The following is a 24,976-nucleotide window of genomic DNA, read 5'->3' on the forward strand; positions in this document are numbered from 1 at the left end:
GGGCGCCCTTACTCGGCGGCGCTGATCTGGCCCGCTTCCTGCTCGGCAAGCATCTGATACAAGAAGTCGCCGGTCTTGCGGTAATGATCCACCAGTAGCTCAACGGCAGTGTCCGTATCGCGCGCGAGGGCCGCCTTGGCGATCAGCGAATGCTCATCCTCAATCTGGCGCACCGGGTAGGCGGCGCTGCTGGCGACATTACGGTAACGCACGGCGAGATCGTAGAGCTGCGCGCAGAAATTCAGCAGGTAGGATGACGGGCAAGCCGCGATTAGCGCTTTGTGAAATTCGCGGTGGGCGATTTCCCATTCTGCATTCTTCTCGGTCCGATCCAGTGCGTTCAGGCGGTATTGCAGCAATACAATCCGCTCTTCCCATTCCGGGCCGCCATGGGTGATGGCATCGGCGAAGGCAATGGCCTCAACCCGGCAGCGGGTTTCCAGAAGCACAGCGAAATCCTCGGCGCTGATTTCGGGCGCCCAAAACCCCCGTTGTTCATTACGGACTACCAGTTGTTCCGACGACAAAATGCTCAACGCCTCGCGCACGGGGCTTGCGCCCATGTCCAGCTTCTTGCGCAGCGCATCAATCTGGATGCGAGAGCCGGGACGCAACTCGCCCGACAAGACCATCTCGCGAATGCGATGATGGGCCAAAGAGGTCAGGGAACGGTGGGCATCCATGTCAAAACTCCTTCATCGTGAGATAGTTTGCATCTGATAGAAATTCAACGAAAACCGATTTTTCATAGGAAACGGCAGTGATGTTCAGGCCGGCGCGGTTTCGCGATGAAGCGAGCCGATGGGCAGAAACTCCGACAATCGGGACTTTGGGTAGAACGCCGCCCTGAAGGCAGGACGTGCGCGGATGCGGGCAAGCCAGTCCGTGACATGGGGGGCGTCTTCGTCCCACAGGTTGGAAAGCGCCAGGTCATCCATCCGGTCGAAAAGTGGCGTGGCGATGAAGTCCGCCAACCCCAGTGCCTCGCCCGACAGCCAGAGTGTTTTCTGCAACTGCCCCTCCATCCGCGTGACAGCGGCCTGGAACTGTTCCAGCGCATTCGCGACTTCGGTGTCGTCAAAACCCTTGCGGCCCATCTTCTCGTAGAAGTGTTTGCGCAGGGGGCGGATGTCGGCTTGTTCGGCCTGAAACGCCGCGTCGTCCAACCCGTCATAGCGGGGCAGGAACGCCATGTTGAACGAGGGCACGCGCACGGCGCTGGTGGGCACTTCATCAAGGTAGCGGATCCAGGCGCGCACCTTGGCGCGGGCCACGGGATCTCTGGGCATCAGCGGCGTGTCGGGGAAGACTTCTTCGAGGTATTCGCAGATCACCCCGCTGTCGCGGATGACGTGACCGTCGTGGACCAGGGTCGGCACGACACCGTTCGGGTTCAGCGCCAGATACTCGGGTGTCAGATGCTCATTGGTGCCGAGATTGATCAGCTTGCTGTCAAAGGCCAGCCCCTTTTCGGCCAGACATAGACGCACTTTCTGAGAACAGGTGGAATGGTTGGCGTGGTAAAGCGTCAGCATAGCAGTCCTTTCTAAAGGGCGAGGATGTCGCGCAGGCCGTTCCAGACCGGGATGATGGCAGCGATACCCAGAATGAACAGGACAGCGCGGGAGAACGCCTCGGTATTCAGGCGCGCGCCCAGTTTCGTGCCAATCCACACGCCTCCAAACGCGGCGGGCAGGGTCAGCGCGCCAATCAAGATGGCACTGGGTTGGTAGAGGCCAAGCGCCCACAGTGTGGGGGCCTGCATGGATGAGAACAGCGTGAACATCGCGCCGTTGCTGAAGACAAAGACGGGGCGGGGCAGGGACATCGCGTGCATGTAAGGCGTGCCGACAAGGCCTGAGAGGCCCGTTGCGCCGTGGACCGCACCGGCCGCGCCGCCAATGACGGGGGCCAGGCGCGGGTTGGCCCATTTCGGCACGCCCGTCGATCCCCGCCACCGCAACAGCAGATACGTCAGAACAAGTCCGCCGAGCGCGATTTCCAAGTAAGCGTCGCGCACCCAGGACAGGGCGAAGACACCGAAGATCAGCCCGAGCGCGCCCACCATCAGGAAACCGGGCAGAAACTTGGGCTCATGCCGATGCGCCCGCAACGACCAAAGCTGCCAGATGTTGGTCGAGATGACCGGGATCACGGCAATCGACAGGGCCATGGGCAGGGAATGGGCGGCGGTCATCGCGGGGATGGCCAGCAGGGGCAGGCCAAAACCCATGGCGCCCTTCAGGATGCCGCCCACGAAAAACGCGGAGACGGCGATCAGAAGGACGAAGCCTTCCGGTCCTGAAAGCAGGTCCGCCCCCACCGCGCCGCTACCCGTGCCGTTCCACGGTGCCGGTGCCGTCGATCAGCACGAAGGCCATGATGCAGGTCTCGTCAAACTGGTTCGACCAGGCGTGGTTGTTGCCGCGCTGGACCAAGGTATCGCCTTCGCGAAGTTCATATTCCGTGTCGTCGAGCAGCATCATGATGCGGCCCTTCAGAACAACGGCGAAATCGACGCTGTCAGTGGCATGCATGAACGGATGCCGCGCGCCTTCGACAATGTTGCTGTCCGCGCCCATCTCGGCGAAAGCGGCCTTGCCGTCGAGCGTGGCGAGCACTTCTGGGTCTTCAGGCTCGAAGTGGATCACCCTGAAAACAGCACCGTTCTTGGGCGGATGTAGGATCAACGCGCCGTCGACGGTTTCATCGGGGCCATCGTATTGAGCGGGCGTCTCAGACGTTTGCCAAAGGTTGATCAGCGCCACACCGGGGCGGTTTGGGCGTTCCAGTATGTTGGTCGCGGGCCCGTCCGAGACGACGATGGCCTTGCCGGTTTCATCATGGCCGGTCACGACGCGGCGAACAATACGGGGCGTTGGGCGGGTCATGGGAAGCTCCTTGCATTGGGATAGGCCAAGTTTAAGGCACATCGCAGCCTACGCCAGAAAAATCGATAAAATGTTGCAAATTATTTTTCTTTGGATAATCTGGACGCCGGTGGGGCGCTTCTCCTTAGAGGGTGACCCTACGTCACTGGGGAATGGGAGGTCCACATGAACAGTTTTCTGAAGCTTGCCGCGGTTGCGGCGCTGGCCGTCACCGCCGCGCATACGGCGCAGGCGCAGGACGAATTGCGCATCGGCACCGCCAGCCTGGGCGGGGCGTATTATCCGATGGGCCAAGCACTTTCCAACAACATCAACAACTTCGCCGAAGGCTACACGATGCTGCCCATCGTCACTGGCGGCGGGGCGGAAAACCCGCGCCTTGTGGCCGCCGGAGAGGTCGAGGTTGCCATTGCGCCCGCCTCGCTGGGGTTCTTCGCCCATGAAGGCCGGGGTCCGTATCCGGACCCGCTGCCGATCCGCGCCATCGGCACGCTGCATTCCAGCGTCCTGCATATGGTCACGCTGCCCGGTTCGGGCATCGAGGGGATCGAAGATCTTGCCGGGCGCCGGGTTGCCGTGGGCCCTGCGGGCGGCGGCACGTTGAACCTGATGCGCGACATCTTCGCGATCCACGACATGACGATGGAGGACATCACGCCAAGCTTCCTGTCCTACGCCGACGGGTTCAGCCAATTGGCGGATGGCAGCGTGGACGCCTCCTTCGCTTTGGCAGGCTTCCCGACCTCAGCCGTGGTGCAGGCCGGCGCGACGAACGAGCTTCGGTTCATCGAGCTTAGCGATGAGATGATGGCGACGCTGTTGGAAAACTATCCCTATTATTCCAACGTCTCCGTCCCTGAGGATGCCTATGGCACCGACGCCCCGATCACGGTTGTAGGATCTGCCAACATGCTGATTACCCATGCTGATATGGATGAAGAGCTGGCCCATACGATTGCCGAGGCCGTCTATGGCAACCTTGACGCCCTGGTGGCCGAGAATGCGCTGGCCAGTGGCATCGTGGCCGAGCGGTCGCTCAACCTGCCGATCCCGCTTCATCCCGGTGCGGCGCGCTACTTTGGGCAGTAAGCCCAAGCGAATGTAAGGCGGGCGGGGCGGCTTCTGTCGCCCCGTTTGCGTGATCCAAAGGGGGAGCCGTCATTTGGGCCGGATCGAAACCATCCTGAGCCATATCGTCAGCGCCGTCGCGATCTGTCTGAGCCTTTGGCATCTGGTGATTGTGGCGGGCATCTTCAGCTATTCCACGATGGACATCCGCATCGTTCACCTGACGGTGCTGCTGTTTCTGGTGTTTCTCGCAGCGCGCCCTCAAACCCCGTCGGTCATCGAAGCCGAGGCCAAGGGCCCGCGCCCCGTCGGCCTCATGCTTCGTCTTGCAGGCGCAGCCATTGCGTTGGCCATCGGCGTCTACACCTATCTGCGCTGGAAGCCGATTGCGTTTAGTGGTGGGTTGACCACAGACACGGATGCGCTGGTCGGTGTTGCTCTAATCGCCCTGGTCCTTATCGCCGTCGTGCGTCGCATCGGCCTGCTTCTCGCGATCATCGCGGGCATTTTTCTGGCCTATCCCTTTGTCTCTGAATACCTGCCCGAGTTCATCTCAACCCGCGGCTACGGGTGGGAGCGTGTGTCGATCTTCATGGCAACGGGAACCGAGGGGATCTTTGGCATCCCTTTGGGCGTGTCGGCCTCATTCATCATCATCTTTACCATCTTTGGCGCCTTCCTGAACAACTTCGGCGCCGGAGAGTTCTTCTTTCAACTGGCCCATTCCGTCACCCGCAACGCGCGGGCGGCCTCAGCCAAGACCGCCGTGATCTTCTCCACCTTCCTGGGCATGATCTCGGGCTCGGCGGCGGGCAACGTGGCGGTCACGGGCACGATGACCATCCCGATGATGAAACGCGAAGGGTACAAGCCCAACCAGGCCGCTGCGATTGAGGCGGCGGTTTCCACCGGCGGGCAGATCATGCCGCCAATCATGGGGGCTGCGGCCTTCATTATGGCCGAGATCATCGGCACGCCCTACGCCAATGTGATGACCGCCGCGCTGATCCCGGCGCTGCTGTTCTTCACGTCGATCCTGTTTATTGTGCATTTGCAGGCGGTGAAAGTGGATATGGCCCGCTCGTCCGAGGTGCCAGATGGCCCACCCTTGGCGCAGGTCTTCCTGCCGGGCCTGCGCTTCCTGATCCCGTTTGGCACGCTTGTGGGCATGATGTTGGCGGGCTACTCGCCGTTTCGCGCGTCCTTCGTGGCGCTGCTGGTGCTGTTGGCCGGATGCCTGCTGTTCGAATGGCGCGACCCGAGGGCTTTCGGCATCAAGATCCTCAAATCACTGGAGCAAGGGGCGACGGCCGTTTTGTCCATCGCGGTGGCCTGCGCGGCGGCGGGGATCGTGGCAGGCGTGCTGTCGATGACGGGCCTGGGGTCCAAGATCTCCAACCTGATCATCGCCATGGCCGACGGCCAGGCCTTCATCGCGCTTCTGATGACCGCCGTTCTGGCGATCATCCTGGGCATGGGGCTGCCCACGACGGCGGCTTATTTGATCCTGGCGACAGTCGTCGCCCCGCCGCTGGTCGAGATGGGCGTGCCGCTGCTGACAGCGCATATGTTTGTTTTCTTCTTCGGCTGTATCTCGACCATCACGCCGCCCGTGGCATTGGCGTCATACGTGGCGGCGGGCATTGCCGGCAGCGACATCAACAAGACCAGCTGGACCGCCTTTGCCTATGGCATCACCAGCTACATTCTGCCGTTTATGTTCTTCTTCAGCCCGGCGCTTTTGATGCAGGGCACGGGGTTGGAGATTGCCACGGCGATTGTCACGGGATTGATCGCCGTGTTCTGCATCGCCTCCGCCGTGGTGGGATATTTCCTGCGCCCGCTCAATATGATCGGGCGGGCAGGGCTGGCCATGGCGGGGCTGTTGCTGATGTATCAGACGACGACAACGGCCCTGATCGCGGGCGTGGTTCTTGCGCTGATCTGGGCGCTGGTGCGATTTAGCCCGACGCTCACAGCCCGCGCCTAAAGCAGGCTTTTGGCGCCCCAAACCTCGGCCATGTAGCCCCGGATCGTCCGGTCCGAGGAAAAGTGACCCGAGCCCGCGATGTTGCGCAGCGCGAGGCGATGCCAATGCGCCTGGTCCTTGAAGGCCGCGTCGACATCGGCCTGGGCAGCCCTATAGGCGTCAAAATCGGAAGCGACGAGGAAGGGGTCGTGGTTCCAGGTGGCATCGATGAGGCCGTGGTATCGCTTGGGCTCTTCCGGAGAAAAACGCCCCTCAGAAATCAGATGCAGGACTTCTTTCAACGCGGCACTGGCGAGGATGGCTGCGCGTCCATGGTTCTGCACCCGGTAGCGCGCCTGGACCTCTTCGGCGTTCATGCCGAAGAGGAAGAAATTCCCGGCCCCCACGCGGTCGCGGATCTCGACGTTGGCGCCGTCAAGCGTCCCGATGGTCAGCGCGCCGTTCATGGTGAATTTCATGTTGCCGGTACCCGAGGCCTCTTTGCCCGCGGTCGAGATCTGTTCGGACAGATCCGCAGCGGGGATCAACCGCTGCGCCATGGAGACGTTGTAATTGGCCGGATAGATCACCTTCAGGCGCTCCCGCATCAGGGGATCGCTGTTGATGACAGTGGCCACGTCGTTGATCAGCCGGATGATGTCCTTGGCAACCCAATAACCGGGCGCGGCCTTGCCGCCAAAGATCTTTACCCGAGGCGTCCAGTCGGCATCGGGGTCCTGCCGGATCGCCTGCCAGCGCGCGATCGTCTCGAAAATGTTGAGCAACTGGCGCTTGTATTCGTGGATGCGCTTGATCTGCACGTCGAACATGGCATCGGGGTTCAGGGTGATGCCCATCTTGGCCTTTACCCAATCGGCCAAAGCCACTTTGTTGGCCCGTTTGGTGGCGGCAAAACGGGTGATAAGCTCGGCTTCGCCTTCATGGGCGGAAAGCTCTGCCAGGCGGCTCAGATCTGCTTCCCAACCCTCGCCGATCACATCCGTGATCAACGTGCTGAGGCCGGGGTTGGCAAGGCGGATCCACCGACGCGGCGTGACGCCGTTGGTCTGGTTCAGGATCCGGTCGGGGTAGGCGGCGTCAAGCTCGGCGAATACCGTTTTCTGCATCAGGTCAGAATGCAACGCCGAGACACCGTTGACGTGCGACGCCATCACAAAGGCCAACGTGCCCATATGCACCTGATCCTGGTAGACAATGCCCAGATGCGGGGGGCAAGTCGTGGCCGCCAGATGCTCTGCATCTATGCGCTCGATGATCTGCATGTGATGGGGCAGCACGCGCCCCATCAGCCAGGTGGACCACGTCTCAAGCGCCTCGGGTAGAAGCGTGTGGTTGGTGTAGTTGAGGCACCCCTGGGCAATCCGTTTGGCGCTGTCCCAATCCAGCCCGTGATCGCTGATCAGCAGGCGGATCATCTCTGGTCCTGCCAATGCGGGGTGGGTGTCGTTCATCTGGATCGCGACCTTTTCAGGCAGCAGGTTCAGGTCGTCATATTCGCTGGTGAAGCGGCGCAGCAGGTCTTGCAGCGCGGCGGAGACGAGGAAGAATTCCTGTTTCAGCCGCAGTTCCTTGCCGCCGTCGGTCGCATCTTCGGGATAGAGCACGCGGGAGAGCGTTCGCGCCAAGGCTTCGGGATGGGCGGCGGCGGTGTGATCGCCGGAATTGAAGCGGTCGAGATCGAATAGCTCCGTCGGATGCGCGCCCCAAAGGCGCAGGGTGTTGGCCCATTGGCCCTGCCAGCCGACAACGGGCGTGTCGTAGGCGCGGGCCAGTACCGTTTCGGCGGGCGTCCAATGGCCATCGTGGACGTAGCCCTTGAAGGGGATGGTGTAGCTCGCTTCGGGGCGCTCAAACTCCCACGGGTGGGGTTGGTTCAACCAATCCTCGGGCGTTTCCACCTGCCGCCCGCCTTCAAAGCGCTGGCGGAACAGGCCGTGCTCATAGCGGATACCGTACCCAAACGCCGGGCACCCGAGCGTCGACAGCGACTCCATGAAACAGGCCGCCAAGCGCCCCAGGCCGCCGTTGCCCAAAGCGGCGTCCGGCTCATCCTCGATCACATCCGCCAAGGACACGCCGTCTTCGGCCAGAACCGCGTCAATCTGTTCGTGTAGCCCGAGGTTGATCATCGCATCCTCCAGGATGCGGCCGATCAGGAATTCCATCGACAGATAGTAGACCCGCTTTCCCTGCGCCTCATAGGTGCGGCGGGTGGCGGCGAACCAGGGCTCTACAATGAGATCCCGGACGGTGTGGCTTACCGCCATACGCCAGTCATAGGTGCTGGCGTGGGCTTTGTCCTTGCCGAGCGTATACGTCAAATGCTGCGCAATGCGCGCGCGCAATCCATCGGAGGAAAGGTCTGACATGTTTTGCGTCGGGGCGTTCATGGGGGCGTTCCGCTGCTCAGGTTTGTTGTCGATCCCATGCCATGTTTCTCAGCGAAGGAACAGGTGCCATTAGGTGATGACGTTGGGCCCGTCGCGCCCCGTCAGGGCCTTCAGGTCTGACAGCGCCAGAGCGGCATCCACCACAGGGCGAAGTGCATCCTCGGCGGATTGCGCAAGCGCGTCTTGCGCCGTCTCCAATCGTTCGAGGTACATTCGGATCGTCGCGCCCACGGTGCCCGTACCGGAAAGGCGGAAAACGACGCGCGCGCCGCCCTCAAACCCGATGCGCAGGCCTTGGCCTTCGGTGCGGGCGCCATCGACGGGGTCGTCATAGGCGAACTCATCGGCGAAATTGACGGTCAGGCCGTTGATCTCAGTCCCCGGCAGATCGGCCAGACGCGCGCGCAGGCCGTCCATGGCGGCGTTGGCGCGGTCGCTCTCCACATCCTCATAATCGTGGCGGCTGTAGTAGCAGCGCCCATAGTCACGCCACAGCGCCTGCATCAATTCCGCGACCGATTGGCCGCTGTCCGCCAGGATGTTCAACCACAAGAGCACGGCCCAAAGCCCGTCCTTTTCGCGCACATGGTCCGAGCCTGTGCCGGCACTTTCCTCACCGCAGAGCGTGACCTTGCCCGCATCCAGCAGGTTGCCGAAGAACTTCCAACCCGTGGGTGTCTCAAAGCATTCAATGCCCTGTGCCGCCGCCACGCGGTCAACCGCGCCCGAGGTCGGCATGGACCGCGCAACGCCCGCGAGGCCCTTAGCATAAGCGGGTGCGCGGTGGGCGTGGGCCGCCAGCACAGCGAGGCTGTCGGACGGTGTCACATATTGGTGCGGTCCCACGATCATGTTGCGATCGCCGTCACCGTCGGAGGCCGCGCCGAAATCGGGCGCGTCGTCGCCGTACATCTCATCCATCAGGGTCTTGGCCCAAACGGGGTTGGGATCGGGATGGCCCTTACCGAAATCAGGGGAGGGGGTGCCGTTGATCACGGTGCCTTTGGCGGCCCCAAGCGTGCCTTCCAGGATCGCCGTCGCGTAGGGTCCGGTGACGGCGTGCATTGCATCGAACCGCATCCGGAAGCCCGAGGCGAAGAGCGCGCGGATTTTGGAGAAGTCGAAGAGGCTCTCCATCAGGGCTGCATAGTCGGCGACGGGGTCGACGATCTCCACCGTCATGTTGTCGAACGTGCTGGTGCCAAGCGCTTCGAGATCCACGTCAGTGGCCTCTGTAATGTGGTAGGCGCTGATCGTCGTCGTTGCGTCATAGATTTTCGCCGTGACGGCCTCCGACGCGGGGCCGCCATTGGGGCCGTTGAACTTGAGGCCGAAGTCGGCATCGATCCCGCCGGGGTTGTGGCTGGCGGACAGGATGAACCCGCCGCCGGTGCCGCGCTTGCGGATCAGATGGGACGCGGCGGGCGTCGACAGCAATCCGCCCTGGCCCACAATCGCCCCGGCAGCGCCATTGGCCGCGAGCATCCGCAAGATCACCTGAATGGCGCGGTCGTTGAAGTACCGCCCATCGCCACCGACAACCAGTACCTGACCTTCGACCCCGCCAATCCCGTCGATGATCGATTGGACGTAGTTTTCCAGGTAATGCGGCTCCATGAAGGTGCGGGTCTTCTTGCGCAGCCCAGAGGTGCCGGGTTTCTGGCCTGCGATGGGCTGGGTGGCGACGGGGTCATGGCGCATGATGTTGTCCTTCGAAGGCGGGGTGAAGCTCGAACACGACGACACAATTGGCGTCGATTGTCGGGGTGGCATGGGCGGGCGCGTTTTCAATCGTAGGGTCCGGCTGAGAAGTGTCAAAGATACGGACCCAATGGGCATTAGCTTGAGCGGGCGGCGAAATCTCGGTTGCGCCGCCGACGTTCAACACCACCAGCAGCGCGGCCTCGCGCGGGATATAGGACGGCGTGCCGGAGGCCATGCGCATCTCCGCCACGATGATCTTGTTGTCGGGATCGTCCCAGTCGACCTGGCGCATCGGCGCGCCATTGGTGCGTCGCCAGAACAGATCCGGCGCGCCGTCGATATGGCGGGGTTTTGAGTGCAGAAACCGCCGCTGGCGCAGCACCGGATGCGCCTTGCGAAAGGCAATCGCGGCCTTGCAGAAGGCCAGGAAACGATCGTCGCGGTCGGTCCAATCGACCCAGCCGATCTCACTATCCTGACAATAGGTATTGTTGTTGCCGCCCTGGGTGTTGCCGATCTCATCGCCTGCCAGCAGCAGCGGCGTGCCTTGGGACAGCATCAGCGTGGCGATCAGGTTGCGGCGGCGGCGGCGGCGGGCGGCTAGGATATCCGGGTCATCGGTCTCGCCCTCGACGCCGAAATTGTCGGAGTGGTTGCCCGAGTGTCCGTCGCGGTTGCCTTCGCCGTTGGCGAGGTTGTGCTTCTCGCGGTAGCTGACCAGATCGCGCAGGGTGAAGCCGTCGTGGGCGGTGATGAAATTGACCGAGGCCGTGGCCGCGCGCCCGTCGTGGTCGAAGTGCATCGCGCTGCCTGAAAGCCGCCCGGCCATGGCCGCGACCATGCCCGCGTCGCCGCGCCAGAAGCGGCGCGTGTCGTCGCGAAACTTGTCATTCCATTCGCCGAACGGCGCCTGGTAGGCACCCAGTTGGTAGCCGTCTGGCCCGAGGTCCCAAGGCTCGGCGATCAGCTTCACGCGGTTCAAGACCGGATCCTGCCGGATCGCGCGGAAGAACGGCCCGTCGCGGTTGAAGACACCATCCGTGCGCCCGAGAGAACTGCACAAATCGAATCTAAATCCATCGACATGCATGACCTCTACCCAGTATCTCAGGGAGTCCATGACCATGCGCAGGGTGAACGGATTATCAAAATCCAGCGAGTTTCCACAGCCGGCATCATTGACGTAATAGCGCTTGTCCTCGGCCAAGCGATAGTAACTGGCGTTGTCGAGACCGCGAAATGCGAAGGTTGGGCCGAACTCGGACCCTTCGGCGGTGTGGTTGTAGACGACGTCCAGAATGACTTCGATCCCCGCGGAGTGGTAGCGGGCGACCATCTGCTGGAACTCGGCAATCGATCCGTTCGACATGTACCGCGGCTCGGGGGCGAAGAAGCCGTAGGTCATGTAGCCCCAGTAATTCCGCAAGCCCTTTTCGACCAGAAAACGGTCATCGACGAAGGCTTGGGTCGGCAGCAGTTCCACCGTCGTGACACCAAGTTTAACCAGATGATCGAGGATCGCCGGGGAGGCCATGCCAAGGTAGGTTCCGGGCGTCTCCACACGCGGATGGGTCGCGGTCAGGCCCTTTACATGGGCCTCGTAAAACACCGTCTCATGCATCGGCACCCGGGGGGCCGCATCGGCGCCCCAGCTGAACGACGGATCCGTCACGACAGAGCGCGGCATGTAGGGCGCGCTGTCACGGCTGTCGAAGGTCAGGTCGCTGGCGCCATGGACGTAGCCGTAAAGCGCATCGTTCCAGACGGGGTGGCCCGTCAGGCGCTTGGCATAGGGATCGATGAGCAGTTTGAACGGGTTGAAACGGTGGCCCTCTTCCGGCGCATAGGGGCCGTGAACCCGGTAGCCATACTGCTGTCCCGGTCCCATGCCGAGGATGTAACCGTGCCAGACATGGCCGTTGCGCTCGGGCATGGCGATCAGATGCGTCTCCTGCCCCTCGGTATCGAACAGGCACAGCGTCACCTGTGTGGCATGGCGCGAGAAGACGGCGAAATTTACGCCGTTGCCGTCGAAGGTCGCGCCCAAGGGATTGGGCACGCCGGCTTCGATCGCGTAGTTCTCAAGCATCGTCGGACATCATCTTTGGGCCGTGGCCTCATAAAGCGCGTGGTAGCGAGCGGCGGAGGTGTCCCAGCCCACCGGGGCCTTCATGGCGTTGCGCACCATCGTCGTCCAGGCTTTCCGATCTGCGTAGAGGTCGCAGAGCCGGTTGAACGCGTTGGCCAGGGCCTCGGCCGTGATCGGGTTGAATTGGACGCCCGTCGCCGTTTTGGCCGCCAGTGCGGCGGGGGAGGCGTTGATGATTGTATCGGCCAAGCCCCCGGTCAGAGCGACAAGGGGCAGGGTGCCGTAGCGAAGGCCGTAAAGCTGGGTCAGCCCGCAAGGCTCAAACCGAGAGGGCACAAGGATGCAATCGCCGCCCGCCATCATCCGGTGTGACAGCGCCTCGTCATAGCCGATTTTGACGCCGAGGTTCGGCTCCTGGTCCGCGCGTTCCAGAAGCGCGACCTCCAAGGAGGGATCGCCAGAGCCTAGCACCGCAACCTGCCCGCCGCGCTCCAACACGACGTGAAGCGCGTCGAGCAGAAGGTCGATGCCTTTCTGATCCGTGAGCCGGGAGACCAGCACGCACAAAGGTCCGGGCGCCTTGGGCAGGCCGAACTCTTTCAAGAGCGCGGTCTTGTTCGGCCCTTTGCCTTTCAACGTCTTGTAGGGTTTGACCAGCGGGTCCGCCTCAGGGTTCCAGACGTCGGTATCGATGCCATTGACGATGCCCGTCAGATCGCGCCTGCGGTGGCGCAGCACGCCGTCCATGCCCATGCCGAAATGCTGTGTCATCAACTCTTCCGCATAGGTTTGCGAGACCGTGGTGATCTGGGCGGCCCCCATCAGGCCTGCCTTGAGCGCCGAGACTTGCCCCCAGAACTCGTAGTGATCTGCATGGAAGCGGCCCGGGTCCAAGCGGAGCGAGGTGACCCGGTCACCGGGTGCATTGCCATGGAAGGCGACGTTGTGGACGGTGATGACAAAGGGTGTCTCGCACCCCAACGCCGCCAGGTACTCCGGCACCAACCCGGCCTGCCAGTCATGGCCATGGACGACATCGGGGCGCCAGTCACCCGCGCCCGTCGCGGCAATATGGGCGGCGGCAAAACTGAGGGCGGCAAAACGCTCAGGATTGTCCGGCCAATCCTGGCCCATCGCGTCATTGTAGAGGCTGCCGGGACGGTCAAAGAGGTGCGGTGCCACGAGGATCAGCAGGTCATGCCCGGCTGCCTCCACTGCCTCCACCCGGGCAGGGCCGCCAAATACGTCCGCAAACTCTGCCACGACTTCGCCGCTGCCTGTCTTTTCCACCACGACGGGGTAGCCGGGGATCAGCGTGCGCAACTCGTCCCCTAGCGCGGCCATGGCCCCCGGCAGCGCCCCCACGACATCCGCCAACCCGCCGGTTTTCACCAGGGGCGCGCATTCAGAGGCAACTGACAGGACTCGTGTCATGTCTTGGCAGCACGCGCGTCAAGCATGGCCTGGGTGATCAGCGTCGTGCCGCGTTCCGTGACGCGGAACCACTTGGCGTCTTCCACCGGATCCTCGCCCACGACCAAGCCTTCGGGGATGATCACGCCGCTGTCGATGACCACCTGGCGCAGACGCGCGCTGCGGTTGATGACCACGTTGGGCAGCACCACGGCGTGGTCCAGCACGGCGTAGGAATTGGTATGAACGTTGGTGAAGAGGCAGGAATTGCGCACCTCGGTGCCCGAGATGATACAGCCGCCAGACACCATGGAAGAGATCGCCATACCGCGCCTGTCGCGTTCGTCGTGGATGAACTTGGCGGGCGGGACGCTTTCGGAATAGGTCCAGATCGGCCAATCGCGGTCCCATAGGTTGAGGTCCGGCGTGAAGTTGGTGAGGTCAATATGCGCCTCCCAAAAGGCGTCGACGGTGCCGACGTCCTTCCAATAGACGGGCGCGCCTTCGGCACGGACGCAGCTGTTGTCATAGCGGTGGGCCATTGCCTTGCCGTTCTTGACGATCTCGGGGATCAGGTCGTTGCCAAAGTCGTGGGACGAGTTGGTGTCGACGGCGTCTTTCTCCAGAAGATCCCGCAAGAAGCTCCACTTGAAGACATAGATCCCCATCGACGCGAGGGCCTTTTCCGGGTCTTCGGGCGTGGCTGGCGGATCGGCGGGTTTTTCCAGGAATGACGTGATGCGCCCCTCGGCGTCCGTTGCCATGACACCGAAAGCCGCCGCTTCCATGCGCGGCACGGTCAAGCAGCCCACGGTGACATCGGCTCCGCTTTCCACATGCTCACGCAGCATGATTTCGTAGTCCATTTTGTAGATGTGATCGCCCGCCAGGATGATCACGTAATCCACGTCGTAGCTGTCCACGATATCGATGTTCTGGGTCACCGCATCCGCGGTCCCCGCATACCAGGCCTCGGTGCCGGTCCGCTGCGAGGCGGGCAGAATATCGAGGAATTCGTTGCGTTCCGCCCGGAAGAACGTCCAGCCGCGTTGCAGGTGTCGGATAAGACTGTGGGCCTTGTACTGCGTGGCGATGGCCATCTTGCGGATGCCAGAGTTCAACGCATTGGATAACGCGAAGTCGATGATCCGCGCCTTGCCGCCAAAGGGCACGGCCGGTTTCACACGCCGGTCCGTCAGCTCGCGCAGGCGGCTTCCCCGGCCCCCTGCGAGCACGAATACCATAGAGCGTTGTGTCAGTCGTTGCGTTTTCATCTGGGTTCCTCCCCGAACCGTTGATTACTTGTTGAGCCGTAGAACGACCGTCGAAAGCGGCGGCAATGTCAGTGCCACGGATTGCGGATGCCCATCACAGGGGATGCCTTCAGTGGCGACACTGCCCAGATTGCCGATATTGCTGCCGCCGTAGGCGTCCGAGTCGGTGTTGAGCACTTCGTCCCATTGCCCGGCCTCCGGCACGCCAATGCGGAACGCGGTGCGCTCGACAGGCGTGAAATTGCACATCACCACGACGGGGGCGTCGTCAGGCCCGCCGTAGCGCGCAAACCCCAACGTCGATTGAGCCGGGTCATTGCAGATCCAGGAAAAACCCTCTGGCACACAATCGCCCAGATGGAGCGCGGGCGTGCTGGTATAGAGGTTGTTCAGGTCGCGGATCAGGGTTTGAACGCCGGCATGGGGTGGCTGGTCGGCGGCGTCCCAATTCAGGTCGCCGTCGTGGCTCCATTCCTCGGGCTGCGCAAACTCGCATCCCATGAAGAGCAGCTTCTTGCCCGGGTGCATCCACATGTAGCCATAATACGCGCGCAGGTTGGCGAACTTCTGGGCCGCGTCGCCCGGCATCTTTTCCAGCATGGAGCCTTTGCCATGCACCACCTCGTCGTGGCTGATGGGCAGAATGAAGTTCTCGGTGAACTGCCACATAATAGGCCGGGTCATTTCGTCATGGTGGTGCTGACGGTAGATCGGGTCCAACTCCATGTAGCTGAGCGTGTCGTTCATCCACCCCATGTTCCACTTGTAGCCGAACCCCAGGCCGCCCGTATGGACGGGCTGCGACACGCCGGGAAAGCTGGTGCTTTCCTCGGCTACTGTCATCACACTGGCATCCGCGCCGTAAACAACTGTGTTCATCTCTTGCAGGAAGGCGATGGCTTCCAGGTTCTCGCGCCCGCCGTCCTTGTTGGGGATCCACTGCCCTTCATCCCGGGAATAATCGCGGTAGAGCATCGAGGCCACGGCATCCACGCGCAGCCCGTCCAAATGATACTCCTCCATCCAATAGAGGGCGTTGGCCACGAGGTAGTTGCGCACTTCCGTGCGGCCATAGTTGTAGATCAGGGTGTTCCAATCCTGATGGAACCCCTCCTTCGGGTCGGCGTGTTCGTACAAATGCGTGCCGTCAAAGGTGGCCAAACCATGGGCGTCTGTCGGGAAGTGCCCCGGCACCCAATCAAGCAAGACGCCCAGGCCCGCGGTATGGGCGGCATCAATGAAATCGCGGAACTCATGGGGCGGGCCGAAACGGATCGTGGGCGCGTAGAGGCCAACGGGCTGGTAGCCCCAGGAGCCGTCGAAGGGGTATTCAGAAACGGGCATCAACTCGATATGGGTGAAGCCCATGTGCTTCACGTATCCCACCAGATCCTCTGCCAATTCCTTGTAGGACAAAGGCCTGCCACCGTCGTCCCATTTGCGCCGCCATGATCCCAGGTGGACCTCATAGATCGAGACCGGAGCGGTTCGATCCGCTGCCGCTGCGCGCACGGTCATCCATTCCGCATCGCGCCAGCCGTAACCCGCAATGTCACGCACGATGGAGGCTTGTTCCGGCGGATGTTGCGACCCGAAGCCGACCGGGTCCGCCTTCAGCCGCACCGCGCCCTGGGCATCGACGATGTGGTATTTGTAGAGGGCGCCGTCGCCGACACCGGGCAATGTGACCTCCCACAGCCCATTGGCACCGCTTCTCTCCATCGGTGCCTGGCTTGGGTCCCAGTGATTGAAATCACCAATCACCGACATCGCCCGCGCGTTGGGCGCCCAGACAGCAAAATGGGTGGCGCCGCTTTTGACATGGGCGCCGAGCACGCGCCAAAGCTGCCGATGCGTCCCTTCGCCAATCAAATGGTGGTCCAGGTCCGAGATTGCAGGCGCAGAGGGCTTCACTGTTTCCGGCAGCTTTGCATCTGCCTTCGAGGCTTTTGATGTCTTTTTCGCCACGATTTGTCCCTCTTCAACAGCCGGTGTTTGCGTTTGTGATAGCGCTAACATGGCTGCTCTGTCATTGCGGGCTCAAAATAGCAAGCAAACTCGGTGTCTGCTTGATTATCTGGGCCAGCCCACGCAGCTTGGTCCGACGAGACATTTCATGCCAGCAAAAAGTGGCAAATGCGGGGGAAGACGACATGAGCGAATGGTGGCGCGACGCGGTGATCTACCAGATCTACCCCCGGTCCTATCAGGACAGCACCGGCAATGGCGTGGGTGATTTGCAGGGCATCACCCGGCGGTTGCCCCATGTTGCAGATCTGGGGGCGGATTGCATCTGGCTGTCGCCGATCTTCAAAAGCCCGCAGGCGGATATGGGTTATGACGTGTCCGATTACCTTGCCGTCGATCCCCTTTTCGGCACGCTGGATGATTTCGACCACCTGATCGAAACGGCCCACGGGTTGGGGTTGAAGGTAATCACCGATCAGGTCCTCTCCCACACCTCAGACCAGCACGATTGGTTTAAGGCCTCACGCGTTGATCGCACCAACCCTTTCGCCGATTGGTATGTCTGGGCCGACCCGCTGCCCGACGGCGCGCCGCCGACCAACTGGCACAGCCACTTCGGCGGCCCCGCGTGGGAGTTCGACCCCCAGCGCGGGCAGTATTACCTGCACAATTTCCTGGCCTCGCAGCCCGACCTGAACTTCCACAACCCCGATGTGCAGGACGCGATCCTGGAGACGTGCAAGTTCTGGCTTGACCGGGGCCTCGACGGGTTCCGCCTGGATACGGTCAACTACTATGTCCACGACGCCAAACTCCGCTCCAACCCGCCTGCCCAGGCCAAGCCACAGGTCATGGCGACGGACCTCTACGGGATGCAGGACAACATCTACAACAAGACCCGGCCCGAGAATGTCGCGTTCCTGGAACGTCTGCGCGCGCTGACGGATCAATACGACGATATCATGATGGTCGGTGAAGTGGGGGAGATGGGCGGCCGCTCCATCAAGATCATGGGTGATTACACCAAGGGCACCGACCGTCTGCACATGGCCTACAGCTTCGCCATGTTAGGCCCCGATTTCACGGCAGAGCACTTTCGCAACTGCATTGAAGGGTTCCAGCAAGGCGCGCCGGACGGGCATCCGTATTGGTCATTCTCCAACCACGACGTGCCCCGCCATGTCAGCCGCTGGGAAGAGCACGCCGTCAGCCACGACGCCCTTGCGCGCATGGCCTGCGCCATGTTGATGGCGTTCGAGGGCACCATCGGCATCTACCAGGGCGAGGAATTGGGACAGCTGGAAACCGAGATGGAATTCCACGAGCTGACTGACCCCCCCGCCATCCGCTATTGGCCCGGTGTCAAAGGCCGCGACGGCTGCCGCACGCCGATGGTGTGGGAGAAGGACGCACCCAACGCGGGCTTCTCGGACAGCACTCCCTGGTTGCCGGTCAAAGCGCCACAGGCAGCGAACGCCGTGGACCAACAGGGCCCCGACAGCATCCTCGCGTTCTACAAGGGCGTGATCGCGTTCCGCAAATCCAACCCGGCGCTCAGCCATGGCGCGACCGAGTTCCTCAATCTGCCCGAACCGCTTCTGGCCTTCCGCCGTACCGGTGACGCGCCGCTGACCTGCATCTTCAACCTGTCGCCGGACGCGATTGCGGTGACAGTGGGGGCAGACGCTCGCCTCACTGGACCATCGGCAGCCGCCATCGACGGCGGCACGCTGTCGTTGCCAGGCAATGGCTTTGCCTATGTCGAGAGTGCCGGCACGGTCAGCGCTGGTTAGGTCCGCGCGCTGCCGCGCCATTCCCAGGCCCGGTAGGCCACCAACGCCGCGAGCGGGTTGGAGGCCAACCGCCCCCAAGTGCCGTCAACATCCTCCTTGAAGCCGTACCTCTACGCCCGCTCCGCAGCGCCCGCTTTGGCAAATCCCCCGGCGTAGGCCTCGATTTCATCAATCGAGGGGCCTTCGACGGCATCCCATTGCTTGCGATTGTAGTCCTCGGTCTCCAGTTCGGTCCAAAAGCTGTCGTTCAAACGGTTGATCATGTTGAACATTGCACTGGCCATCGAGATCTCGACGATCTCGGCTTCGGTGAACTGGCCTTTCATCGCCTCCCACACGCCCTTATCGCGCTGCGCGGTATTGTTGGTCATCGCCTCCGCCCAGGCGATGGCGGCGCGGTCGCGATCATTGAACAACGGGCTGGTCTTGTAGCTGTCGTCCATCATCGCCTCCAACTCGGGGTCCGAGATGCCGAGGCCTTGCCCAAAGACCGACGTATGGGCCGTGCAATACGAACAGGCGTTGGTCATCGAGGTCTTGATGCAGGCCAACGCACGCAGGCGCGGCTCGGAACTGGCGCCCAGATCCGGTTGCCGGACAGCCGCCACAAGGCCACCGAACCAGCGGGCCAGATAGGGGCTGTGCTTGGCAAGGATGCGCTGGAGGTTCGCCGTGCGGCCCAGGAACCTGTCGGAGGCCTCAAACACAAGTTTCGCGGTGCCCGTTGCATCGTCATGGCTTAATCCCGTCAATCTTTGTGACATTGGCGTTTTCCCTCCTTTGAAGGCCCTGACGCTAGCAGCCCGCGCCGAGGCGTCGAAACCATTGTTCCTGATAACGGCTACGCGTTTCGGTGATGGAGGGTGACGTCAATATTGGTAAACCAATTTGGGACAATAGAACCTTAGAAAGAGTTTGAAAGGGCGATCACGGCGCTATATTACAGACATGACCTAGCATCCAAATGCGCATTGGTCGACCAATTTGACGTACCGGAGGAGCGGCACATGAAGGATTTCCCACAACAACAGCGCGGGATCGGTGCGGATCTGCCTGCGACCATGCGTGCCTGGGTTTTGGGGGATCCAGAAGAGTTGACCCTGACCGAAAAGCCGATGCCCACGCCCGGCAAAGCCGAGGTTCTGGTGCGCATTGACGCCGTTGCCATCTGCGCCACGGATCTGGAGATCCTGACCTACGGCACCCCCGCCCTGATCGAGGGCGGTCCGCCATTCAATAAGAATTACACCCCCGGCCATGAGTACATGGGCACGGTCGCGGCGCTCGGGCCTGGCGTGGACGAGTTCGCCGTCGGCGACCGCGTGACGGTGGAAATCCACGCAGGATGCGGCCAGTGCAAGCGCTGCCGGATGGGGATGTATACGTCCTGCCACAACTACGGGCTGAACTACGGCGACCAGGATAAAGGCCACCGCGCCAACGGCTTCACCACCGACGGCGGTTTTGCGGAATACGCGGTGAACAACATCAACACGCTGATCCCCGTGCCGGACACGATGAGCGATGAAGAGGCGACTTTGGTCGTCACGGCGGGCACCTCCATGTACGGCCTGACGGAACTCGGCGGGCTGGTCGCGGGCGAAAGCGTGGTGGTGATCGGACCGGGTCCCATCGGCCTTCTGGCCGTGGCCGTGGCCAAGGCGCTTGGCGCCGCGCCTGTGATCCTCGTGGGCACCCGCGAAAGCCGCAACGCCATTGGCAAGCAACTGGGCGCAGACCACGTGATCGATGCGCGCAACGAAGATGTCGTGGCCCGCGTCAAGGAACTGACGGGCAAAGGCGCCGACTACGTCGTAGATTGCGCGGGCACCGAGACGACGGTGAACCAATCCGTCGCCATGACCAACCGTGGCGGCAAGATCTGCCTCGCGGCTTTCCCGAAGAACGCGGTCGAATTCAACCTCGGCGCTTTGGCAGTCAACAACATCTACCTCTATGGCATCCGGGGGGAGGGGCGCTCGGCCACCCACCGCGCGATGGCGTTCATGGAGAACAAGACGTTTGATGCCAGTCTGATCCACACCCATACATTTCCGATGGACGACCTGCCCACCGCGCTGAAATATGCGCGCGAACGGATTGACGACGCGATCAAGGTCGTGGTGTCGAACCAGCCCGGCGTCGTGGGTGGCGCGAAATCCAAAGGGAAGACCTGATGACCAAAGCCAGACGCGGCATCTACGCCGCCGCCGTGACACCTTTCGATGAGAACGGGCGCATCGACCGTGCCAAGCTGGTCGCGTACTGCCAACATCTGCTCAGTGACGGCGGCTGCGACGGCGTGGCGCCCACGGGCACGACGGGCGAGGGCACCTCCTGCGCCATGGCCGACCGGCTGGAACTGCCCGCCGCCTTCGCGGAGGCAGCCATCGAGGCGGATCGCGTGATTTTCGGCACCGGCGCGCCGTCCTTGCCGGACTGTGTGGCGCTGACCAAGGCGGGGTGCGAGGCAGGGTATCTCAACGCACTGGTCCTGCCGCCCTACTACTACAAGGGGCCGTCGGATGACGGTCTGTTCGCCCATTACGCCCGCCTGATCGAACAAGTCGGGCGCGATGATCTGCGGATCTTCCTTTACCATTTTCCCCAGATGTCCGCCGTGCCGTTCTCGACAGATCTGGTCCTGCGCCTGCGCGCCGAGTTCGGCCCGATCATCGCGGGCCTAAAGGACAGCAGCGGCGATTTCGACCAATCGCGGGCCTTCATTGAGGCCACTGGCGGCGTGGCGCAGGACTTTGACGTTTATCCGTCCTCCGAGGCGATGTTGTGGGACGGTCTGTCGATTGGCTCCGCCGGGATCATCTCGGGCTCCACCAACATCACCGCGCCCAAGGTGCAGCTGGCCCGAACAGCGGCTGAAGGCCCGGCGCGCGATGCGGCGATGGAAATCGTGAAAACGGCCCGCGCCACGGCGGGCAAGTACCCGTTGATGGCGGCGATGAAAACGGCAGAGGCCTGGCGGTCGGGTGATGATGGATGGCTGCGGATGCAGCCGCCGCTGGTGCCGTTGTCGGATGAACAGAAGGCCGCATTGAAGGATGATTTGGCGGCGCTTGCACGCGCATAGGAGGATGACATGAGTGACACGCTGACCCACGGCCCCGATCACGTCGAGATCAACCCGGACCCCAGCGCCTTTGCCCATTGGCCCGAAGGTCTGCACGACGAGATGCTGCGCGATCTGAACAACGGCTGCGTTGGGTCCATTCTTGTATCAGAAACGGATAGGGAACGGGTCTGGCATCTGCGCATCGCGCCGGGCAAGCGGTGCAACTTCCACCGCCATGTGAACCGCTACTTCTGGACCTCGCTGGTCGACGGGAAGGCGCGGGGCTACTTCTCGTCCGGTGCGATCAAGGACGTGGCGCATTACGCCGGAGAGACCAAGCACTTCAACTATGGTGAGGGCGACCACATGGTCCATTCCGTCGAAAACATCGGCGACACGGAGCTGGTGTTTACCACGGTGGAATTCATCGACGGCCCCAACACGCCGCTGCCGATCCCGGATCACTTCCGGCTGGCGGAGCCCGCCTAAGACGCGGGCGTGCGCGCGATCGGCAGCAGGACGGCCGAATTGTCCAGATCGCCTTCGCCCGCGGCGAGGGCGTCTTCCATCATCGCCAAATAGGTCTCGGTGAACGGCAGGCCCTGACCTTTCGCGGCGGCGCTGTCGCGGATCAGGGTGAAGTCCTTGGCCGATTGCACGATCCGGCCCTGCGGCGCGAAATCGCGGTCCACCATCAGCTGCCCTTTGCTGTCCATCACGGCGGAATAGGCGGCAGAGGCCTTCGCCATCGCCAGGAAATCGGCGGGTTCAAGGCCCAGCGCCTCTGCGAACACCATCCCCTCGGCCAGCGCCGCGCGGTGCAAGCCGAGCACCAGGTTGATCGCCAGTTTCGCCCGGTTGCCGTTGCCGATGTCGCCCACGGTGATGTATTGCCGCGCGAGCGCGTTAAAGACGGGGTCGAGGCGTTGGATCGCCGCCTCATCCCCCGCCACCAAAAGAAGCACATCGCCCGCCGCCAGCGCCTTGCTGGTGCCAGAAATTGGGGCTTCGACAAGCGAGATACCCTTGGCCTCAGCGGCGTCCGACAGGTCTGCCATCCGTTCCGGATCACAGGTGCTCATGGAGATCAGAAGCGTGTTGGTTTCAGGAGCGTCGGCGATCAAGGCGGCCAGTTGGTCGGTGTCGAAGACGCAGGAGAAGACGGCTTGAGCCTTCCATACGTCCCGCGCGGAGGCGGCTGTTCCGCCAAGCGCGCTCAACGCGGCGCCGCGCTCTGGCTCCGGGTCATAGCCTGCCACAGAAAAGCCCGCCGAAAGCAACCGCCCGGCCAACGCGCTGCCGATCAACCCAAGGCCGAAGATGCCGATGCGCGCGATGGGCTCAGCCATCCGCGCGCGCTTTCGCGAGGCCTTCCAGCATCGGGAAAAGGTAGGAGAAATCCGTCTCCGCGTCGCCATTTTCGACCGCGCGATGCAGAAGGTCGTGGGTCAGGTCGGTGTAGACAGACGGCCCACCCTGGGCTGCCGCGAACTGCCGTGCCAGCCCCAGATCCTTTTCCAGGTTGGCAATCCGGGACCGCCCATTCATCACGCCCCCCAGAATGTCCCGCGGGAAGCGGACTTCGGTGACGAAGCTGCGGGCGTTGCCCGCGTTCAACACCTCCACCGCGCGGTCCACATCCAGCCCGGCCTTTTGCGCCAGGGTCAGCCCCTCGCAAGTCGCCATGAAAGCGCTGTGCAGGATCAGGTTGTGCACCAACTTCATCGCATGGCCCGCGCCAACGGGGCCAAGGTGGAACCGCTGGCCCGAGATCACATCCAACGTCGGCGCGATCCGCGCGATCACTTCCGCGTCGCCGCCCATCATCAGCGTCAACGTCCCGGCATCCGCGCCCGCCGCCCCGCCCGTCATGGCGGCGTCGACATAGGCCACGCCTTGCTCAGAAATCTGTGCTGCCAAAGCCGTGCTGGCATCGGGGTGAGAGGTCGTGAGGTCCACAACAACCTGCCCCTCACGCAACGCCATGCCGCACAGAACATCCGCCACCTCCGCCGTGGACGGGGTGACAAACAGCAAAACGTCGGCCTCTTCAATCGCGCCGCTCACCCCCTCCGACAGGCCCACCACCTGCCGTTGGTCCGGCTTGCTGTCATGGGCCGCGTGCAGCGCGCCTGCCTTGTCCAGACAGCGCGCGATCCCGCCGCCCATCTGGCCCAGGCCGATGACCGCAACGCGGCTCATGCGCTGTCCCTGTTCTGCGCCGCCAGCATGTCAGCCAGGGTCGCCATGGCGTGGTTGGACAGCGGCAGGTCTACCGGATCTCCCGTCTCGGCCGAGATATCTGCGGCCAGGTAGCTCTCCATCACCATCCGCGCGTGGGCGGGGGAAACAAGCGGATCCCGGTCCAGCAGCACCGACTCCAGGAAATGCAGCGTCTCGGGCCCCATCTGGCCCGCATACATGTGGTCCACGTGCTCGCCCGGCATGGTCGACAGCGGGAACTGCGTGTGGCCCTCCACGGTCGAATACCAGTTGTCGCGCGAGGTATCGTCCAGGATCAGCGCGCCCTCGGTCCCGGTGATCTCGATCCAGGTGCCGCAGTAATTGGGGTAGGCGGGGGGCAGGTTCCAGCCGCCGCCGATCACCACCAGCGTGCCGTTGTCCATGTTCACCGTGCTCCACATGCAATCATACGATCCGTTGAGCTCCTGCATGTAGCCATAGGCGCCTTGGCTGTAGACCTTGGTGGGCTTGGCATCGAGCAGCCAGTAGACGAAATCCAAATCGTGGGTGGATTCCATTGCCGCCGGAGACAGCTTGGTACGCCCGGCGATACGAGACCCAAGCGAGCGCGACAGGTGGCGGCTGACCATCACGTTGACGATCTTACCCAACTTGCCTTCTGCGATGCTCTTCTTGGCCCAGGCGATCTTGGGGTTGAACCGCTGCGAATAGCCGATGGTGAATTTCACGCCCTGCTCGTTGGCGATATTGATCAGGTCGTCGGCCTCGGCCAGCTCCATCGCGATGGGCTTTTCCAGCAGCACATGCTTGCCCGCGCGCAGGCAATCGCGCGCAATAGGGTAGTGCGTGGGCTCCGGCGTGGTGGAGATATAGACGACCTCAATCGCGGGTTTGCGCACGATCTCCTGGTAGTCGTCCGTGGCGGTCGCGGGGTTGGTCAGCGCGCGCACCTCGGCCAGACGCTCGGGCTTGATCTCACAGATGTGCAGCTTGTCCACGAGGGCGGATTTCGCCAGGGATTCCGCGCGCATACCGCCGCACCATCCGGTGCCGATCACGGCCACCTCTACCTGTCTCATGAAAACTCCCCCCGTTCAAAATTCCGTTGATTTTAAGGACCC

The 24,976-nt window shown here is 62.6% G+C and carries 20 protein-coding genes; 6 read left to right on the forward strand and 14 right to left on the reverse strand.

Annotated elements, in window-relative coordinates:
* Nucleotides 1-8: 8 nt before the first annotated feature.
* The 4 genes from AC6I9R_RS08085 to AC6I9R_RS08100 all read right to left on the reverse strand — a co-directional run bounded on the left by AC6I9R_RS08085 (nt 9) and on the right by AC6I9R_RS08100 (nt 2,891).
* A complete protein-coding gene (locus tag AC6I9R_RS08085; RefSeq protein ID WP_461425061.1) occupies nt 9-683 on the reverse strand; it encodes a GntR family transcriptional regulator in 675 nt (224 codons plus the stop codon).
* A gap of 84 nt (nt 684-767) precedes the next feature.
* Nucleotides 768-1,535, reverse strand: coding sequence for a glutathione S-transferase family protein (locus tag AC6I9R_RS08090; RefSeq protein WP_461425062.1), 768 nt, complete (start codon nt 1,533-1,535; stop codon nt 768-770).
* Between the two features lie 11 nt (nt 1,536-1,546).
* Nucleotides 1,547-2,323: a sulfite exporter TauE/SafE family protein gene (locus AC6I9R_RS08095; RefSeq protein WP_461425063.1), complete on the reverse strand. Its 777-nt coding sequence runs from the start codon at nt 2,321-2,323 to the stop codon at nt 1,547-1,549.
* 7 nt (nt 2,324-2,330) lie between these two features.
* A complete protein-coding gene (locus AC6I9R_RS08100; RefSeq protein ID WP_461425064.1) occupies nt 2,331-2,891 on the reverse strand; it encodes a cupin domain-containing protein in 561 nt (186 codons plus the stop codon).
* 165 nt (nt 2,892-3,056) lie between these two features.
* On the opposite strand from AC6I9R_RS08100, the gene AC6I9R_RS08105 reads away from it, so the two are divergent.
* Nucleotides 3,057-3,980 carry a TAXI family TRAP transporter solute-binding subunit gene (locus tag AC6I9R_RS08105; RefSeq protein ID WP_461425065.1) on the forward strand — a complete coding sequence of 308 codons (924 nt, stop codon included), beginning with the start codon at nt 3,057-3,059 and terminating at the stop codon, nt 3,978-3,980.
* Between the two features lie 73 nt (nt 3,981-4,053).
* Complete coding sequence (locus AC6I9R_RS08110) at nt 4,054-5,949, forward strand: TRAP transporter permease (RefSeq protein ID WP_461425066.1); 1,896 nt, start codon at nt 4,054-4,056, stop codon at nt 5,947-5,949.
* Here the strand turns inward: AC6I9R_RS08110 and AC6I9R_RS08115 are convergent.
* The 6 genes from AC6I9R_RS08115 to glgB all read right to left on the reverse strand — a co-directional run bounded on the left by AC6I9R_RS08115 (nt 5,946) and on the right by glgB (nt 16,745).
* Nucleotides 5,946-8,318, reverse strand: coding sequence for a glycogen/starch/alpha-glucan phosphorylase (locus AC6I9R_RS08115; protein ID WP_461425067.1), 2,373 nt, complete (start codon nt 8,316-8,318; stop codon nt 5,946-5,948). The genes AC6I9R_RS08110 and AC6I9R_RS08115 overlap by 4 nt on opposite strands.
* Nucleotides 8,319-8,408: 90 nt before the next feature.
* On the reverse strand, nt 8,409-10,040 hold the full coding sequence (locus AC6I9R_RS08120; protein WP_461425068.1) for an alpha-D-glucose phosphate-specific phosphoglucomutase: 1,632 nt from the start codon (nt 10,038-10,040) through the stop codon (nt 8,409-8,411).
* The gene (glgX, locus tag AC6I9R_RS08125) at nt 10,030-12,132 is read right to left on the reverse strand and encodes a glycogen debranching protein GlgX (protein WP_461425069.1); all 2,103 of its coding nucleotides are present in this window, start codon (nt 12,130-12,132) and stop codon (nt 10,030-10,032) included. The genes AC6I9R_RS08120 and glgX overlap by 11 nt, the downstream gene beginning before the upstream one ends.
* 9 nt (nt 12,133-12,141) lie before the next feature.
* Nucleotides 12,142-13,566, reverse strand: coding sequence for a glycogen synthase GlgA (glgA, locus tag AC6I9R_RS08130; protein ID WP_461425070.1), 1,425 nt, complete (start codon nt 13,564-13,566; stop codon nt 12,142-12,144).
* Nucleotides 13,563-14,819: a glucose-1-phosphate adenylyltransferase gene (gene glgC, locus AC6I9R_RS08135; protein WP_461425071.1), complete on the reverse strand. Its 1,257-nt coding sequence runs from the start codon at nt 14,817-14,819 to the stop codon at nt 13,563-13,565. Before glgC ends, glgA begins: the two co-directional genes overlap by 4 nt.
* A gap of 24 nt (nt 14,820-14,843) precedes the next feature.
* On the reverse strand, nt 14,844-16,745 hold the full coding sequence (gene glgB / locus AC6I9R_RS08140; RefSeq protein WP_461426595.1) for a 1,4-alpha-glucan branching protein GlgB: 1,902 nt from the start codon (nt 16,743-16,745) through the stop codon (nt 14,844-14,846).
* 227 nt (nt 16,746-16,972) lie between these two features.
* Here glgB and AC6I9R_RS08145 point away from each other — a divergent pair, with 227 nt between their 5' ends.
* On the forward strand, nt 16,973-18,580 hold the full coding sequence (locus tag AC6I9R_RS08145; protein ID WP_461425072.1) for an alpha-amylase family glycosyl hydrolase: 1,608 nt from the start codon (nt 16,973-16,975) through the stop codon (nt 18,578-18,580).
* A 110-nt stretch (nt 18,581-18,690) separates the two neighbouring features.
* On the opposite strand, the gene AC6I9R_RS08150 is transcribed toward AC6I9R_RS08145, so the two are convergent.
* Nucleotides 18,691-19,344 (reverse strand): carboxymuconolactone decarboxylase family protein, encoded by a 654-nt coding sequence (locus tag AC6I9R_RS08150; protein ID WP_461425073.1) that lies wholly within the window; start codon nt 19,342-19,344, stop codon nt 18,691-18,693.
* A gap of 243 nt (nt 19,345-19,587) precedes the next feature.
* Between AC6I9R_RS08150 and AC6I9R_RS08155 the strand changes: the two genes are divergently transcribed.
* From AC6I9R_RS08155 to AC6I9R_RS08165, 3 genes are read left to right on the forward strand one after another with little or no spacing between them, the layout of a single operon-like run.
* Entirely contained in the window at nt 19,588-20,757 is a 1,170-nt protein-coding gene (locus AC6I9R_RS08155; RefSeq protein ID WP_461425074.1) for a zinc-dependent alcohol dehydrogenase, read from the forward strand.
* Complete coding sequence (locus AC6I9R_RS08160) at nt 20,757-21,668, forward strand: dihydrodipicolinate synthase family protein (RefSeq protein WP_461425075.1); 912 nt, start codon at nt 20,757-20,759, stop codon at nt 21,666-21,668. Before AC6I9R_RS08155 ends, AC6I9R_RS08160 begins: the two co-directional genes overlap by 1 nt.
* Nucleotides 21,669-21,677: 9 nt before the next feature.
* Nucleotides 21,678-22,139 (forward strand): cupin domain-containing protein, encoded by a 462-nt coding sequence (locus AC6I9R_RS08165; protein ID WP_461425076.1) that lies wholly within the window; start codon nt 21,678-21,680, stop codon nt 22,137-22,139.
* Here AC6I9R_RS08165 and AC6I9R_RS08170 read toward each other — a convergent pair.
* Genes AC6I9R_RS08170 through AC6I9R_RS08180 form a run of 3 tightly spaced genes read right to left on the reverse strand, consistent with a single transcriptional unit; the run spans nt 22,136 to nt 24,934 of the window.
* A complete protein-coding gene (locus AC6I9R_RS08170) occupies nt 22,136-22,999 on the reverse strand; it encodes an NAD(P)-dependent oxidoreductase (protein ID WP_461425077.1) in 864 nt (287 codons plus the stop codon). The two genes, AC6I9R_RS08165 and AC6I9R_RS08170, sit on opposite strands and share 4 nt — an antisense overlap.
* Complete coding sequence (locus AC6I9R_RS08175) at nt 22,992-23,852, reverse strand: NAD(P)-dependent oxidoreductase (protein WP_461425078.1); 861 nt, start codon at nt 23,850-23,852, stop codon at nt 22,992-22,994. Before AC6I9R_RS08175 ends, AC6I9R_RS08170 begins: the two co-directional genes overlap by 8 nt.
* Nucleotides 23,849-24,934 carry a Gfo/Idh/MocA family protein gene (locus AC6I9R_RS08180; RefSeq protein ID WP_461425079.1) on the reverse strand — a complete coding sequence of 362 codons (1,086 nt, stop codon included), beginning with the start codon at nt 24,932-24,934 and terminating at the stop codon, nt 23,849-23,851. The genes AC6I9R_RS08175 and AC6I9R_RS08180 overlap by 4 nt, the downstream gene beginning before the upstream one ends.
* Between the last annotated feature and the right edge of the window lie 42 nt (nt 24,935-24,976).

The sequence above is a fragment of the Gymnodinialimonas sp. genome, assembly GCF_059726805.1.

Bases quoted from the DNA above. Each gene is read 5' to 3' on its own strand.
- glgC (WP_461425071.1), bottom strand. From the start codon at position 14,819: ATGAAAACGCAACGACTGACACAACGCTCTATGGTATTCGTGCTCGCA.
- AC6I9R_RS08155 (WP_461425074.1), top strand. From the start codon at position 19,588: ATGAAGGATTTCCCACAACAACAGCGCGGGATCGGTGCGGATCTGCCT.
- glgX (WP_461425069.1), bottom strand. From the start codon at position 12,132: ATGCTTGAGAACTACGCGATCGAAGCCGGCGTGCCCAATCCCTTGGGC.
- AC6I9R_RS08090 (WP_461425062.1), bottom strand. From the start codon at position 1,535: ATGCTGACGCTTTACCACGCCAACCATTCCACCTGTTCTCAGAAAGTG.
- AC6I9R_RS08150 (WP_461425073.1), bottom strand. From the start codon at position 19,344: ATGTCACAAAGATTGACGGGATTAAGCCATGACGATGCAACGGGCACC.
- AC6I9R_RS08170 (WP_461425077.1), bottom strand. From the start codon at position 22,999: ATGGCTGAGCCCATCGCGCGCATCGGCATCTTCGGCCTTGGGTTGATC.
- AC6I9R_RS08165 (WP_461425076.1), top strand. From the start codon at position 21,678: ATGAGTGACACGCTGACCCACGGCCCCGATCACGTCGAGATCAACCCG.
- AC6I9R_RS08115 (WP_461425067.1), bottom strand. From the start codon at position 8,318: ATGTCAGACCTTTCCTCCGATGGATTGCGCGCGCGCATTGCGCAGCAT.
- AC6I9R_RS08085 (WP_461425061.1), bottom strand. From the start codon at position 683: ATGGATGCCCACCGTTCCCTGACCTCTTTGGCCCATCATCGCATTCGC.
- AC6I9R_RS08180 (WP_461425079.1), bottom strand. From the start codon at position 24,934: ATGAGACAGGTAGAGGTGGCCGTGATCGGCACCGGATGGTGCGGCGGT.
- AC6I9R_RS08100 (WP_461425064.1), bottom strand. From the start codon at position 2,891: ATGACCCGCCCAACGCCCCGTATTGTTCGCCGCGTCGTGACCGGCCAT.
- AC6I9R_RS08145 (WP_461425072.1), top strand. From the start codon at position 16,973: ATGAGCGAATGGTGGCGCGACGCGGTGATCTACCAGATCTACCCCCGG.
- AC6I9R_RS08175 (WP_461425078.1), bottom strand. From the start codon at position 23,852: ATGAGCCGCGTTGCGGTCATCGGCCTGGGCCAGATGGGCGGCGGGATC.
- AC6I9R_RS08160 (WP_461425075.1), top strand. From the start codon at position 20,757: ATGACCAAAGCCAGACGCGGCATCTACGCCGCCGCCGTGACACCTTTC.
- AC6I9R_RS08120 (WP_461425068.1), bottom strand. From the start codon at position 10,040: ATGCGCCATGACCCCGTCGCCACCCAGCCCATCGCAGGCCAGAAACCC.
- AC6I9R_RS08105 (WP_461425065.1), top strand. From the start codon at position 3,057: ATGAACAGTTTTCTGAAGCTTGCCGCGGTTGCGGCGCTGGCCGTCACC.
- glgA (WP_461425070.1), bottom strand. From the start codon at position 13,566: ATGACACGAGTCCTGTCAGTTGCCTCTGAATGCGCGCCCCTGGTGAAA.